Origin of the sequence: Phyllobacterium sp. SB3 (assembly GCF_040009165.1) — a bacterium.
In the GTDB taxonomy this organism is placed as follows: Bacteria; Pseudomonadota; Alphaproteobacteria; order Rhizobiales; family Rhizobiaceae; genus Phyllobacterium.
Genome location: NZ_JBDYKI010000001.1, coordinates 142565 through 157451 on the forward strand (window position 1 = coordinate 142565; position 14887 = coordinate 157451).

Annotated in this window: 14 protein-coding genes and 1 tRNA gene; 9 read left to right on the forward strand and 6 right to left on the reverse strand. The window is 52.7% G+C overall.

Annotated features, from left to right (window positions below):
* Nucleotides 1-67: 67 nt before the first annotated feature.
* Together ABKW30_RS00720 and cbiE are read right to left on the reverse strand one after the other, a co-directional pair.
* Nucleotides 68-1114, reverse strand: coding sequence for a DUF475 domain-containing protein (locus tag ABKW30_RS00720; protein WP_348596113.1), 1047 nt, complete (start codon nucleotides 1112-1114; stop codon nucleotides 68-70).
* Nucleotides 1115-1264: 150 nt separating this feature from the next.
* Nucleotides 1265-2491 carry a precorrin-6y C5,15-methyltransferase (decarboxylating) subunit CbiE gene (cbiE, locus tag ABKW30_RS00725; RefSeq protein WP_348597551.1) on the reverse strand — a complete coding sequence of 409 codons (1227 nt, stop codon included), beginning with the start codon at nucleotides 2489-2491 and terminating at the stop codon, nucleotides 1265-1267.
* A 120-nt stretch (nucleotides 2492-2611) separates the two neighbouring features.
* Between cbiE and cobG the strand changes: the two genes are divergently transcribed.
* The 5 genes from cobG to purU all read left to right on the forward strand — a co-directional run bounded on the left by cobG (nucleotide 2612) and on the right by purU (nucleotide 7762).
* Entirely contained in the window at nucleotides 2612-3982 is a 1371-nt protein-coding gene (gene cobG / locus ABKW30_RS00730; protein WP_348596114.1) for a precorrin-3B synthase, read from the forward strand.
* Complete coding sequence (locus tag ABKW30_RS00735; RefSeq protein WP_348596115.1) at nucleotides 3975-4601, forward strand: precorrin-8X methylmutase; 627 nt, start codon at nucleotides 3975-3977, stop codon at nucleotides 4599-4601. Before cobG ends, ABKW30_RS00735 begins: the two co-directional genes overlap by 8 nt.
* Nucleotides 4601-5341, forward strand: a complete 741-nt coding sequence (locus tag ABKW30_RS00740) for a precorrin-2 C(20)-methyltransferase (RefSeq protein WP_348596116.1) — start codon at nucleotides 4601-4603, stop codon at nucleotides 5339-5341. The genes ABKW30_RS00735 and ABKW30_RS00740 overlap by 1 nt, the downstream gene beginning before the upstream one ends.
* Nucleotides 5338-6753, forward strand: coding sequence for a precorrin-3B C(17)-methyltransferase (gene cobJ, locus ABKW30_RS00745; protein ID WP_348596117.1), 1416 nt, complete (start codon nucleotides 5338-5340; stop codon nucleotides 6751-6753). The genes ABKW30_RS00740 and cobJ overlap by 4 nt, the downstream gene beginning before the upstream one ends.
* A gap of 154 nt (nucleotides 6754-6907) precedes the next feature.
* A complete protein-coding gene (purU, locus tag ABKW30_RS00750) occupies nucleotides 6908-7762 on the forward strand; it encodes a formyltetrahydrofolate deformylase (RefSeq protein ID WP_348596118.1) in 855 nt (284 codons plus the stop codon).
* A gap of 13 nt (nucleotides 7763-7775) precedes the next feature.
* On the opposite strand, the gene ABKW30_RS00755 is transcribed toward purU, so the two are convergent.
* Nucleotides 7776-8699: a 2-hydroxyacid dehydrogenase gene (locus ABKW30_RS00755; RefSeq protein ID WP_348596119.1), complete on the reverse strand. Its 924-nt coding sequence runs from the start codon at nucleotides 8697-8699 to the stop codon at nucleotides 7776-7778.
* 177 nt (nucleotides 8700-8876) lie between these two features.
* Between ABKW30_RS00755 and ABKW30_RS00760 the strand changes: the two genes are divergently transcribed.
* Together ABKW30_RS00760 and ABKW30_RS00765 are read left to right on the forward strand one after the other, a co-directional pair.
* Nucleotides 8877-10067 (forward strand): alpha-hydroxy acid oxidase, encoded by a 1191-nt coding sequence (locus ABKW30_RS00760; protein ID WP_348596120.1) that lies wholly within the window; start codon nucleotides 8877-8879, stop codon nucleotides 10065-10067.
* 4 nt (nucleotides 10068-10071) lie between these two features.
* Nucleotides 10072-10716 (forward strand): glycosyltransferase family 29 protein, encoded by a 645-nt coding sequence (locus ABKW30_RS00765; RefSeq protein WP_348596121.1) that lies wholly within the window; start codon nucleotides 10072-10074, stop codon nucleotides 10714-10716.
* Nucleotides 10717-10767: 51 nt separating this feature from the next.
* Here ABKW30_RS00765 and ABKW30_RS00770 read toward each other — a convergent pair whose 3' ends face one another.
* From ABKW30_RS00770 to ABKW30_RS00780, 3 genes are all read right to left on the reverse strand, one after another.
* Nucleotides 10768-11925: an acyltransferase gene (locus ABKW30_RS00770; protein ID WP_348596122.1), complete on the reverse strand. Its 1158-nt coding sequence runs from the start codon at nucleotides 11923-11925 to the stop codon at nucleotides 10768-10770.
* A gap of 134 nt (nucleotides 11926-12059) precedes the next feature.
* Nucleotides 12060-12134 (reverse strand) — tRNA-Glu (locus ABKW30_RS00775).
* A 75-nt stretch (nucleotides 12135-12209) separates the two neighbouring features.
* Nucleotides 12210-12608, reverse strand: a complete 399-nt coding sequence (locus ABKW30_RS00780) for a fimbrial protein (protein ID WP_348596123.1) — start codon at nucleotides 12606-12608, stop codon at nucleotides 12210-12212.
* Nucleotides 12609-12697: 89 nt separating this feature from the next.
* Here ABKW30_RS00780 and ABKW30_RS00785 point away from each other — a divergent pair, with 89 nt between their 5' ends.
* Nucleotides 12698-13702, forward strand: a complete 1005-nt coding sequence (locus ABKW30_RS00785) for an RluA family pseudouridine synthase (protein ID WP_348596124.1) — start codon at nucleotides 12698-12700, stop codon at nucleotides 13700-13702.
* A gap of 222 nt (nucleotides 13703-13924) precedes the next feature.
* Entirely contained in the window at nucleotides 13925-14836 is a 912-nt protein-coding gene (gene rpoH / locus ABKW30_RS00790; RefSeq protein WP_348596125.1) for an RNA polymerase sigma factor RpoH, read from the forward strand.
* Nucleotides 14837-14887: the final 51 nt, after the last annotated feature.

Consider the following 14887-nt stretch of genomic DNA (forward strand, 5'->3'; position numbering starts at 1 on the left):
TTCCGGCAAGAAAGGTCCAACCCCTAAGACACCAAAATGTTCCGATAAACCTTGTTGATTTTTGTCTCTATGCCTCGATAGCCTCCGGATTACGCCGGCGATAGACAATCGACGAGATCAGCGAGAAGATAATCAACGTTGCGCCGATCAGGCCCGTAATAACTTCCGGAATGTGGAACAGCGTCTGGCAATACATGATAACCGCGAGCACCAGAATTGCGTAGAATGCACCATGTTCCAGATAGCGGTACTGGCCGAGTGTCTCTTTTTCCACCAGCATGATTGTTAGCGACCGCACATAGAAAGCGCCGATACCCAGACCAATCGCGATGACGAAAAGGTTCGTCGAAAGTGCAAAAGCACCGATAACGCCGTCGAACGAGAAGCTCGCATCCAGCACTTCGAGATAGAGGAACGCGCCAAGACCGCCCCTTTGAACGGTGTCCATCTGCTCCTGTGTCGCATCAAGCAAGGCGCCAATGCCTTCAACGACAAGAAATGTCAGCAGCCCATAAATAGCGGAAGTGAGAAATGTTACGGACTCTTCGCCGATAAGCTGACGGGAGAAGAAAATAATGAGGATCAGGACAACGCCCACTTCAATGCCCTGAATCGAAGCGAAACGTGAAGCCCGGCTCTCAATGACCTTGATCCAGTGCACATCCTTCTCATGATCGAAGAAGAACTTCAGGCCGACCATCAAGAGGAAAGTACCGCCAAAGGCAGCAATGCCAACATGAGCTTCCTTCATGATACGCGCATATTCTTCAGGATTGGAGATCGCCAGCTTCATTGCAGAAATCGGGTCTATCCACGCAGCAACAGCAACAATGGCAAGCGGGAAAACGATACGCATACCGAAAACCGCGATGATGATACCCCACGTAAGGAAGCGATGCTGCCAAACGGGGGTCATATCTTTCAGTATCTTGGCATTCACGATGGCGTTGTCGAAAGACAGAGAAATTTCCAGAACGCCGAGCACGGCACAGATAAATAAGATTGCAAGCGCGCCCTGTACATTGCCGGAATAGATGAAACCTATCCAGGCTCCTGCTGCCAAACCAAAAATCGTGAAAAGAATTGGCCAAATGAAATACTTGTAAGTTGCCATGCGTGTTTCCTGCTCCTGACTCCCTGATTGCTCTCAGGACGGGATTTCAAACGTCTTCAAGAAATGAATCTCCACCCGATTGCAATCTCCCACTCCCCTTAGAAAGCATAATCCTGTCGTAATCCTGTCGTGGACACATGTCGACAATCATTACGCCTGCTTACGCACGATATAAATAGTCACCGGCAAAGAGGATCGCCAGCTATCGAAACCTCCAAGTGGTTGTGCATGCGATACGCTGAGTTTTACCAACTCCCCGCCATGAACCTTTCGCCAGTTGACCAGAGCCATTTCGCTCTGAATGGTCACGGCATTGGCAACAAGCCTGCCCCCTGGCTTCAAGCCGAGCCAGCACGCTTCCAGAACACCAGCATCGGTCACTCCGCCGCCGATGAAAACGGCATCGGGCGAATTGAGTTTGGCCAAAACCGCAGGCGCTTCACCGCACACAAGTTCAAGATCCGGCACACCAAGCGTTTTGCTGTTCCGGAGTATCAACGCCTGCCGCTTCACATTGGTTTCGATTGCCAATGCGCGGCAGGTCGGGTGAGAGCGCATCCATTCAATGCTGATGGAGCCGCATCCCGCACCAACGTCCCACAAGAGTTCACCCGGTAGCGGAGCAAGATGCGCTAAGGTCACCGCCCGGATATCCCGTTTCGTCAATTGCCCGTCGTGCTGGTAAGCTTCATCAGGTAGTCCGGCCATACAGGGATATGAAAGTGCAAATTGCTCAGGCATGCCACAATCTACCGCGAGCACGTTGAGATCGGCACATCGCAGCTTGTCCCAGCTTTGCGCTACCCCTTCAACACGCTGCTCTGCTGCACCTCCGAGATGCTCAAGCACAGTCAGATGGGCGGAAGTAAACCCGGCTTCTATTAGAAGCCGCGCGACGTGAGCGGGCGTTTCTCCATCATTGCTGAGGATTAGCAGCCTTGCATTGGGCACGAAGGACTTTGCCAGTGTTTCAAGCGGACGCCCGTGAACGCTAAGCAATTGCGTATCCTGTATGGGCCATCCCATCGCAGCAGCGGCAAGCGAGAAAGATGATGGCGATGGCAAAACCAGCATTTCATCCGGGCTTACATAGCGCGTGAGTGTCGCGCCCATACCGTAATGCATTGGATCGCCACTCGCGAGCACGGCCACGGCATTTCCGCGCAATGCCAGCAACATGGCATAGGCATCGGAAAACGGCGTTGGCCAGGCTACATGCTTTGCGGCAAGCTCTTCGGGCAAGAAATCAAGATGGCGCTTACCGCCGAATATTGTGCCTGCTGCTGTCAGCGCATCGCGGGCATTCTGGCCTAGCCCTTCATATCCGTCTTCGCCAATTCCGATTATCGTAAGCCACTGCGCCATCATGCATCCCATTAAGTATCCGTTGCCATGCATGCCCCAAAGGACGGGACGGGTCAACGAAGCACGCGACGATGAGAATGGTTGGCACGCCCTGAACCATCCTGTAAAACCATCAAAGCCATGAGCCTGATAATGAAACCCGCTCTCCAACCTTTGGTCCATGACCGGCGCTCCGCCTGTCCGGGATTGTTTCGCATGGCGCAGGCGCGCGATGGTGGGATATGCCGTGTAAAGCTGACTTTTGGCAATGTGACATCCAATCAGATGACAGGTATTGCAGAAGCAGCAGAGCAGTTTGGAAACGGCATTGTCGACATCACCAACCGGGCAAATGTGCAAATTCGCGGCATACGCCCGGACAGCGAGGATATGCTGGTCGATGGTTTGCTCGAACTTGGGTTGGGACCTTTGACGGACAAGGGCGATGATGTTCGCAATGTCATGATCAGCCCTTTAGCCGGGCTCGATAAAGGCAAGTTTGATATCAGGCCTCTCGCAACGCGTGTCCTGACTGCATTGCAGACCAGCCCCAGCTATCAAAAGCTTTCCCCGAAATTCTGTATCCAGATTGACGGCGGTGAAAGCATCGCCATGGTGAGCCACCCGCATGACCTTTGGCTTAGCCCGGTTAACTCGGGAAATCCGCGCGCAGGCTTCAGTTTCGGTATTGCTGGAACTCCTCCTGTCCTCGCAGAGGATTTTCCAGCGCTGGGCTTAGTCAATGTCGAACACACCTTCGAACTGGTTACTACTGTTCTCGACATTTTCATCGAATGGAACGCCCGCAATCCGGATGCGTCGCGTCTGCGGCATATGCTTGCCGACATCGGCAACGAAGCATTTACGCGGCTTCTCGAGCAGCGGCTTGGCACGACGGTTCAACACCCGGATCTCTATTATTGGCGAAGAGAAATGCCTTTGGCCAGTGGCCACTTCGGAATCGTGGACACCTCAAACGCAGGACATTGCATGGTAGGTGCGATGCCGCCACTCGGTCGCTTGAGTCCCGATATGCTGCGTAGCCTGACTGCAATTGCCGACCGGCATGGTTGCGGAACAGTGCAATTGACACCGTGGCAAAGCGTGCTCTTGCCCGGTGTTGCGATTGAACGTGCCGGAGAAACTCTCAAAGCGCTCCATGCTCTGGGACTTGTGAGCGACCCTCGGGAACCCATCGCGACCATGATCAGCTGTTCCGGCTCGGCGGGCTGCAAGTCAGCACTTGCGGCAACACAATCGGACGGTATTCGGCTCGCAGCACTGTTGGCCGGCAAACCGGATATTCCACAAATACACTTGACCGGCTGCAGCAAGTCCTGCGCATCGCCCTTGGCAAAGCCTCTGACGCTCGTTGCGACCTCTGAAGGTCACTACGATATCTTTCTGTACGCGACCAATGGACCGTCGCGATTTGGCAAGCTATTGGCTAGCAATCGCACTATCGAGGAATCTGCCGATCTGATTGGCACCAATTTCGGCTCCGGGGGGCCATCACATGCTTGACTACATCCGCGATGGCCAAGCGATCTATGATCGCTCCTTCGCCATTATCCGTGCCGAGGCTGATCTGCGCCGCATTCCTGCCGATCTCGAAAAACTCGCTGTGCGGGTCGCCCATGCCTGCGGAATGGTCGATGTAATTCAGGATATTGCATTTTCGGATGGGGCAGCGACAGCGGGACGCAAGGCCTTGTTGGCTGGTGCACCTATTTTATGTGACGCGCGAATGGTTTCTGAAGGCGTTACGCGGGCCCGGTTGCCTCATAACAATCAGGTCATCTGTACCTTGAACGACTCCTCAGTGGCGACACTTGCGGCTGACATGGGCAATACGCGCTCAGCGGCAGCACTGGAGCTTTGGCGTTCTCATCTAGAGGGCGCGGTTGTAGCCTTTGGCAATGCTCCAACTGCGCTGTTCCGGCTTCTCGAAATGATCGAAGAAGGCGCTCCAAGGCCAGCGCTGGTGCTTGGTTTTCCTGTCGGTTTTGTCGGCGCGATGGAATCAAAGGTTGCGCTTGCTGAAAATAAGCATGGCATTCCGTTTGTCGTCGTCCACGGGCGACGGGGTGGCAGCGCCATGGCTGCGGCAGCAATCAACGCGCTTGCGTCGGAGAAAGAATAATGCCGATGCAGGGAAGATTGTTCGGACTGGGCGTCGGACCCGGTGATCCGGAGCTGATCACTCTGAAGGCCTTGCGGTTGCTTCAGTCTGCCCCGGTGGTCGCCTATCATGCGGCCAAGGGCAAAAAGGGGAATGCGCTGACCATCGTCGAGAAATACCTCAATGATAGCCAGTTGCTTGTACCGCTGGTCTACCCGGTCACGACTGAGATACTGCCTGCCCACATGAACTATGAGGCAATCGTCAGTGATTTTTACAGCGAGATTACCGCGCTGTTGCGCACCCACCTTGATGCGGGATCGGATGTCGCTGTGATCGCCGAGGGAGACCCGTTCTTCTACGGCTCGTTCATGTACATTCATGACCGCCTGGCCGAAGATTATGAAACCGAGGTGGTGCCCGGTGTCTGCTCGATCCTCGGTGGCGCAGCTGTTCTCGGCGCTCCGCTGGTTTATCGCAACCAGACCCTGACTGTACTATCGGGTGTTTTGTCGGCAGAAGAGCTGAAAACACGGCTGGCTGCCACCGAAGCCGCTGCAATCATGAAACTCGGCAAGAACCTTGAAAAAGTCCGGAATGTCATTGCCGATCTCGGCTTGATGGATCGTGCGCTTTATGTGGAGAGGGCAACGATGGATGCTCAGCGGATTATTCCGCTTGCTGACGTTGATCCGATGACCTCGCCTTACTTTTCGCTGATCTTGGTACCCGGGGAGAAGTGGCAGGGTAACGGCGAATGACCCCTTCGCCTGCCATCCTCGCACTATCGGCCTTGGGCCTGCAAACTGCATTGCAGATCAAGTCCGGCATGCCGAACGTCATTATTTACGGACTTAATACGCGTGTCGAGGGTGCCGATGAAACCTTCGAGAATTTCGGTGAAACTGTCCGCCAGCTATACCAGACTGGACACACTATCATCGCGCTTTGCTCGGCAGGGATTACAATTCGCTCACTTGCGTCCGTTCTGGAAAACAAAGGGGCGGAACCGCCGGTCCTTGCGGTGGCTGACGACGGCAGCACTGTTGTTCCACTGCTGGGCGGTACGACCGGCGTTAATGTTTTGGCACGGCGGATTGCCGCTATTCTCGAAGTTTCCCCCGCAATCACAACTTCAGGCGAGCTGCGGTTCGGCACCTGCCTGCTCAATCCACCTCCCGGATTCGAGCTGAAAAATCCCGATAGTGCCAAAACCTTTATCGCCGATATGCTTGCAGGCAAAACCGTTCGTGTAGAAGGAAATGCGCCGTGGCTTGCCGATGCCCGGCTTCCGCTTGATGACAACGGCGAATTGCTTATTCTAATAACATCCGACGACGTTGTTGCAGGTGAAAACGAACTCGTCTTCCAATCCCTCGCAGCTGTCGAGCACGAGCGTCCGCGAGGAAAGCTCAGCGTTATAGGTCTTGGCCCAGGCAATCCGGACTTCATGATTCCGGCAGTCAAGCATGCTTTGCAACAAGCTCAGGACATCCTCGGCTACGAAACCTATATCCGTATGGCTGGCTCATTCCGTCCGGACCAAACCATCCATGCAACCGACAATCGCGAAGAAATGCAGCGCGCGCGCCATGCATTCGAACTCGCAACAACTGGCCGGTCCGTTGTCATGATTTCGTCAGGCGACCCCGGAGTGTTCGCCATGGCCTCCGCCGTCATCGAAGCATTACACGAATCAGGCAATATAGCCTGGCATGAAGTGGAGCTGGAGATATTGCCGGGTGTATCGGCCGCCCTCGCTGCAGCAAGCAAAAGCGGCGCACCGCTCGGTCATGATTTCTGCATCATTTCCCTGTCGGATAATCTCAAGCCATGGGAAATTATCGAAAAGCGTATTTCTCTGGCAGCAGAGGCTGACTTCGCTTTTGCTTTCTATAATCCAATCTCGAAACCACGACCATGGCAATTGCCGCGGGCGATTGAATTACTCCGCCAGCACCGCAGGCCGGATACCCCTGTTGTTCTGGGCCGTGATATCGGACGACCGGCAGAGAGCCTGCGCACGATCCGGCTGGCAGACCTCACGCCGGAGCAGGTCGACATGCGAACAGTCATTATTGTCGGCTCGTCATTGACCCGAAGCTTTCCCAAAACCGGTGGCGGTGAGTGGACTTACACACCGCGTTGGTATGGCACCAAGCCCGCATCCTGACACAAACGGAGTTACCCCTGCGAAAAGGCATTCATCGCTCTGAAGGATGCCGGAAAAAGGACTGAGCACTTCGTTTTTGTGTCGACGCATTTCAACGGTGCCCCCTATGATCCCGCAACGATTGCCCATTTGAATGACGACAGACGGAGTTCCCATGCCAGACCAGAATTATGTCCTGACGCTCACCTGTGAAGACCGGCCGGGAATTGTTGCCTCGGTAACAACGGAGCTGGCGGGCATGGATGCAAACATTGCCGAAAGCAATCAGTTCTGGGATCGCCAGACCAACCGTTTTTTCATGCGCATTGCATTTACCGCTGCCGAGGGCACTTCCAAGGATGACGTCGAGCGCGCGCTAAAGCCTGCCGTCTCTCGCTTTGATATGAAGACCAGCCTTGTCGATCAGTCAAAGAAGCCCAAGATCATCATCATGGTCTCGCGTTTCGATCACGCATTGCTGCATTTGATTTACCAGATCAAGGTTGGCTGGCTTGACGCAGAAGTTGCCGCCATCGTCTCCAATCATGAGGATAGCCGTCGTTTCGCCGAGCATGAGGGCATTCCTTATCACGTGCTTCCCGTTTCAAAGGACAACAAGAAAGAGCAGGAAGACGCTCTGCTCAAGATCGTCAAGGATACCGGCGCTGATCTTGTTATTCTTGCGCGCTATATGCAGGTTCTTTCCGACAATCTGTCCAAGCGGCTATTTGGCAAGGTTATCAATATTCACCACTCCTTCCTGCCAAGCTTCAAGGGTGCGAAGCCTTACCACCAAGCCTTCGAGCGTGGTGTAAAGCTTATCGGCGCTACCGCTCACTATGTAACGCCAGATCTTGATGAAGGTCCAATTATCGAGCAGGAAACAGAACGTGTTACACACGCCATGAGCGCCGAGGATTTCGTAGCAACAGGCCGCGATATCGAAAGCCGCGTGCTGGCACGCGCGGTCAAGAAACACCTCGAGTCGCGCGTTATGCTCAACGGCCACAAAACAGTGGTTTTCGGATAACTTCTTTCGCGGCTTACTTGGCCGCGAAATAACTATCGAGATTGGAGACAACGCGATCAGCCATGGCTTTGCGTGTCTCTACTGTAGCGCTGCCCATGTGCGGCTGCAAAACTACATTATCCAAAGCGAACAGTTCCGCAGGTACGTTGGGCTCGTCAACAAATACGTCGAGTCCAGCACGGCCGAGTTTCTTCGACTTCAACAATTCCACGAGCGCGATCTCATCAACAACTGTTCCGCGAGCAACATTGATGAAAGTTCCTTGCGGCCCGAGCGCCTCCAGAACCTCACGGGAAATAACCCCTTGCGTTGCGTCTCCACCGGGCAGAATGGCAATTAGCGCTGCGCAATCACCAGCCATCTCGACAAGATTGTCATAGTGCTTGAATGCAACGTCAGGCTTTTTATTGCGCGTGTGATAGACAACATCGCAGCCAAAAGCCAAAAGCTTGTCGGCAATCACGCTACCTATACGCCCAAGCCCAACAAGGCCGACCTTCTTGCCCTCAATACCGAGCGCCAATGGAGCTGATTCACCCTTTGCCCATCGGCCTTCCCTTACGAAACGGTCATTGGCAACAATATCTCTCGTCGAAGCCAGCAGGAGAGTGATCGCCATGTTCGCGGTGTCTTCGTTCAGGACATCCGGTGTATTGGCAATTTTTATGCCCCTCTTGTTTGCATAGGCAACGTCGAGCGAGTCTGTACCTACACCGAAGGAGGAAACAATCTTTACTGCTGTCAGAAGGTCAATCATGTCGGCTTTGAGTCCCGTAAACGTACTCGTTACGGCAGCTTCAAAACGTCCTGCATTTGCTTGCAGGAACCCCAAGGCATCCTTCTCTTCATACAGCTTTTCGATCTCGTACTTTTTGCTCAACTCCTCAATGAGATATGGCATAAGTGGTCCGAGAATAAGAAGAGGCTGTTGTGGCATGAAAGCGAATCCTGTCGATCATTGGTGAGTAATGGAAGCGAACCATAACGATGTTTCAAAGGCAATGACAAACCATTTACTCGTGAAGCGCGCCCTCGTATATGATTACTCGTGTAAAGGCCTTGCCTCAACAGGTCATTCGTATGAAAACATCACCACAACTATATCGGGACGATCATGGCAAACAATCTGGAAATAGCTGACCTGAAAAGAATCGCGCAGCGCCGCGTCCCTAAAATGTTCTTCGACTACGCTGATTCTGGTGCATGGACCGAAAGTACCTATCGCGCCAACGAAGAAGATTTCGCCAAGATCCAACTGCGTCAACGCGTTGCCGTGGACATGACTGAAAGAACGTTGGAAACCACAATGGTTGGCCAAACGGTTTCAATGCCGGTGGCCCTTGCTCCAACCGGTCTAACCGGCATGCAGCACCCCGATGGTGAAATGCTCGCAGCGCAGGCAGCCGAAGAGTTTGGCGTCCCGTTCACTCTGTCCACGATGAGCATTTGTTCGATCGAGGATGTTGCCTCGGTGACTAAAAAGCCGTTCTGGTTTCAGCTCTATGTGATGCGCGACCGTGACTTCATCTACAATCTGATTGACCGGGCAAAGGCCGCGAAATGTTCGGCTTTGGTCCTGACGCTCGACCTTCAGATTCTCGGGCAGCGCCACAAGGACATCCGTAACGGCCTGTCTGCTCCGCCGAAAATTACACCTTCGTTCGTCTGGCAGATGATGACCCGCCCGCAATGGTGCATGGGCATGCTGAAAACGAAACGACGCACTTTCGGAAATATTGTTGGTCATGCCAAAGGGGTTGAAAACATGTCGTCCCTTTCGACATGGACAGCCGAGCAATTCGACCCTCGCCTGTCTTGGAATGACGTCGCCTGGATCAAGGAACGTTGGGGCGGCAAGCTGATCATCAAAGGTATTCTCGACGTTGAGGATGCAAAGATGGCGGCGTCTACAGGTGCCGACGCGATCATCGTTTCCAATCATGGCGGCCGCCAGCTGGACGGCGCGCCATCGTCAATTTCCGTGCTGGCAGAAATCGTCGATGCTGTTGGCGACAAGATAGAAGTGCTGTTTGACGGCGGCATACGTTCCGGTCAAGACGTTCTGAAAGCACTGGCAATCGGTGCTAAGGGTACCTTTATCGGCCGCGCATTCCTTTATGGTCTTGGTGCAGGAGGCAAGGCGGGCGTAACTGAGGCTTTGGAAATCATCCGCAAAGAACTCGACATTACAATGGCCTTGTGTGGCGAACGGGATGTAAAAGTTCTCGACCGGAACAATCTCTACAAGAGCGGCCTTGAAACCAAACCCCGTATGTCTCAGGTCAAGAAAAAGAAAACTGGCTGATTAAATGACAAGTTCATCCGAGCCGGTCAAACGGATTGTCATCGTTGGCAACGGACCTGTCGAACCGGGCTTGGTTCACGCCATCGATAGCGCCGATATCGTGATCCGTTTCAACGAGGCGAATATTCGGCCAAACTTGACCGGTAATAAGACCGACATTCTTTTCCTGATGAACTCCGGTAAATCCATGCAAGCGCGACTGGAAACTCCTGCCTATTGGCAGGAGCCGTTTGTGCAGGATGCGAAGGAGATTATACTTCCCTACCACCCCTCCATAGTGAAACGGTATCATCCAAGGCCGAACTTTCTGTCACGCCTCAAAGGCCGCAAAGCCGACTGGACCGCAGAAACGCTGAAGAAGATTGAGGCGCTCGGCAAAAAGGCAACTATCCTCTCCGCTGAATTTTATTATGAGACCTGCCAGATACTTGAAATTACTGACGCTGAGCTTGGCAGTGTTTTCCCAAGCTCCGGAATACTTGCAATCCGCTATGTGATCGAAACTCTTCAACCGGAATTAACGCAAATCCATTTTTGCGGCTTTAGCTGGCAGGGCTGGAAAAGGCACTCTTGGGGCAATGAACAGCGTTGGGTCGATAAACAGGTTCAATTGGGGAAAATATCGCCGCTTGTACCAAAAGCAGCTTAAGCACAATCAAGTCATTTCTCTCTCCATCCTCAAACCGAAACCACAAAATCGCTAAGGAGCACTTGCGGATTCAGGAGTAAAAACTATCTGCTGTCTTTTCGACATCAGTGCCAGTCCAAATTGCCGTGATAGCTCTATTGCGAACCTATCAACTGGACGGAACATGAACGCTACGGCAATGGATACCGTAACAGTAACTATCGACGAAACCAGACCTGCTGTTCCATATCCCAAAACAGGGTGTAGATTGAGAAATGATATCATGCCAATTGACGACAGGACTACGCTATGGGTCAGGTATAGCATGAACGATATGGACCCAAGGAAGTCGCTGAGTTTTGTCGACAACGTGCGGATCACAATATTATTGTTCAAGGCCGCGAACAAAAACAAGCACGCACTTACGGTGTAGCAGAAGTTTCCAGTACTCCCGCTCCTTCCCAAGAATGCGTAGGACAAACTCGTGTTGTGAAAACCTCCGAGATAAACGGCAACGACTAACATCGCTACAGAAACTGGCCAACGCACTACCAGATTCCGGTAATCAGCAATAACCATCCCGGCAAAAAAGCAGATGTAAAACCATTCTTCCGCTTTGAGCATGTAAATACCTACCACTGCCTGTATCAGATATGCAGCGGACCTGAAGCGAATGCCTTTCAAAAGCAGACAATTTGCAAATACCAAAATTGATCCGAAGAATTCTATCCTCATGGTCCAAAGAACGTAGTTGTAATTGCCTTTTCCATACAAAAAACTATCAACTAGTCCTTCTCTGAAAACACCTGGAAGAGTTAACGCGGCATCGGGCCGATAGAAGCGTTTGATCCAATCTGGCAGGGCAGAATCTACATAATTGAAACCGCCAATTTTCCACACGGCAAAACATAATAAGCAAGAGGTGACGATTGGTATTGCCAATCGAAAATACCGCCGAACAAGTTTTTCCCTGACGGATTCATCATCCCCCGTAGCGAAAAACGCTACCGAGAGTACATAACCACTCAACACGAAAAAAATATATACGGACACTGTGCCGTTGTAGATGAACGTAAACGGGCTATTGAATATGAGGGATTGCCACGCAGGTATAGGATCGGGAACCTTTACACCGTGCAAGGCAGGCCAAAAAGCCATAGCGCAGTGAGATAACACAACGATCAGCGCAGCATATCCACGCAACCCTTCGAGATGCCTTAGTCGCTTCAAGTTTTGTCCCGCCTACAGTATAAATTTTGCCCCCCGATGCGAGAGCTAATAATGAAAGCCGCTGTTTGTCTGGAAGGGCAAGCCAAGTCCGCAATACAGCCACAACTAGAATATAGCAGCAGATTATAATTTGTTGGTACGCCCAAGGGGAATCGAACCCCTGTTTGCGCCGTGAGAGGGCGCCGTCCTAACCGCTAGACGATGGGCGCATCGCAGTATGTGGCGGGTATAATCAAGGCAGGCGAAAAGTGCAATGGCCATTTGAAGCCATCGCACGCAATCCTTTAATTACCGGCAGCCTCTGCAATTCGAGCCACCACACGTTTTGTTGCTACATCATAAACAAGAATCTGGCGCGTACCGTTGGCCAGTCTGGTTTCCAGAGAGAGCGTATTATCTGAAAGGTTGTGAGAGAGAATCCTGGTACCCGGATCAAGTGTTATCGACTCCCCTGCCAGCGCAGCACTTAGCGGTTGGCTTGGCACAGCAGCGCTGGATGTGGCCGCAACATCTGCGACCGGCTGGTTAATCTTGTAGACAATGGCTGCAAGCACCGCCATAAGACCAATGACCATAATACCGATGGACACAGCCAAAAGCCGGATCATCTTGCGGCGAACCCGCTCCATTGCCGGGTCCAGGGGCTGTTCTTCGCCATCCAGGTCTGGATTAGTATTTGCCATGCAAGGCATCTCCGAGGTTAGAACGCGCTGCCGCATCCTGTATCAACGGACGCGGCGCGGTAGGCCTCTGTAACGAAGGGACTAGGTTTTTGAAAGCGCTAATTACCGATATCGATGCAGCAGGCAAGCGTCTCGACGCATGGTTGTCTGCACAACTGGCACCAGATCTGTCACGGAATCGCATTCAGGCACTGATAACCAGTGGTCAGGTGACCATCGATGGCAAGGTCGTAAGCGAAACCAAGCACAAACTTCGCGACGGGATGAACATTGAAATTATCGTTCCGGAACCGGAGGACGCAACACCCTTGGGCGAAGATATCCCGCTCGACATCCTTTACGAGGACACGGACCTGATCGTCATCAACAAGCCCGCTGGGCTTGTCGTGCATCCCGGCAATGGCAATTGGACCGGCACACTCGTGAACGCTCTCATCCATCATTGTGGTGATACGCTTTCTGGTATAGGCGGCGTAAAAAGACCCGGAATAGTTCATCGTCTCGATAAAGAAACCAGCGGCGTTATTGTCGTTGCAAAGAATGATCTCGCTCATCGGCATCTAAGCGCACAGTTTGCCGACCATGGCCGTACTGGAGATCTTGAGCGCGCTTATCTTGCCATCGTGTGGGGCACGCCAGACAGGACAACGGGCACAATAGACGCGCATCTCGGCCGATCGCACCGTGACCGGACCAAGCAGGCTATTGTTCACGAGGAGCGTGAGGACGCCCGGCACGCAGTCACGCATTTCGAAGTGCTTGAGCGCTTTGGTGCCCGCGAAGATTCCACCGCGCTTGCATCCCTCATTGAATGCCAGCTTGAGACCGGCAGGACCCATCAAATCCGCGTACATATGACCCATATTGGCCATCCACTGGTAGGCGACATGGAATATGGCGGGGCTTATAAAACCAAGGCGAACAAATTCGATGAACCTTTGCAGTCCATTGTCAAAGGCTTTGATCGTCAGGCATTGCACGCGCGGCTTTTGGCATTCGAACATCCCATAACCGGCGAAATCATGCGCTTTGAAGCTCCTTTACCGGAAGATATGGCTGAGTTGCTTGAAGCTTTCCGCGGATATAGCCTTTAAGGGAACCATTTGACCTTTAGTGCGTTTACGCGGGTGGACGTAACATGACATGATTGTTCACATTTATGTGACGCTTTGTTTCATGACGATATGCACCGTGTTTTTGACAAAATGATACCTATATATGGATAGCATTAATCTGCTCGCGCCAATGTTTTGGGCGGGCAGTTGCTGCGAACCTGCCGGTAATGGAGGTTCATTTCAAATGAGGAGGGGTGCTCTGTGGCCCAAAATCTTCCAAGTATTCTAGGTGGTGACGGCGGTCTTACCCGTTATCTCGAAGAAATCCGTAAGTTTCCGATGCTTGAACCGCAGGAAGAGTACATGCTCGCCAAGCGGTATCTTGAGCATACGGACGCGAAAGCCGCGCATAAGCTGGTGACCAGCCACCTGCGGCTCGTTGCCAAAATTGCAATGGGTTATCGCGGCTATGGCTTGCCGATTGGCGAGGTCATATCCGAAGGCAATGTCGGCTTGATGCAGGCTGTCAAACGCTTCGAGCCCGAGCGGGGGTTCCGTTTGGCGACTTATGCCATGTGGTGGATCAAAGCATCCATTCAGGAATATGTCCTGCGCTCGTGGAGCCTGGTCAAAATGGGAACAACCGCCAATCAAAAACGCCTGTTCTTCAACCTGCGCAAGGTGAAGAGCAAAATTCAGGCGCTTGATGATGGTGATTTGAACCCTGAGCAGGTCAAGGAAATAGCAACCCGCCTCAGTGTTTCTGAGGATGAAGTGGTTTCGATGAACCGCCGCTTATCTGGCGATGCTTCGCTCAATGCGCCGATCCGGTCTTCGGATGGCGAAGCGGGTGGCGATTGGCAGGACTGGCTGGTTGACGATCATGACAGTGCTGAGACCATGCTGATTGAACAGGATGAGCTGGAAAACCGTCGTGAAATGCTTACCGGCGCCATGTCGTCATTGAATGATCGTGAACGCCGGATTTTCCAAGCGCGCAGACTATCCGACGATCCGATCACGCTTGAAGACCTGTCTACCGAATTCGGCATCAGCCGCGAGCGTGTACGACAGATCGAAGTTCGCGCTTTCGAGAAGGTTCAGGACGCGGTGAAAGCCGCGGCTGTTCGTCAGCAAAAGGCGCTGATTTCCAGCGGCGCAGACGCGCACTGATAAATTTGTCAGATAAAAAGAAAAGGCCGCTTCAAGCGGCCTTTTTTGTGG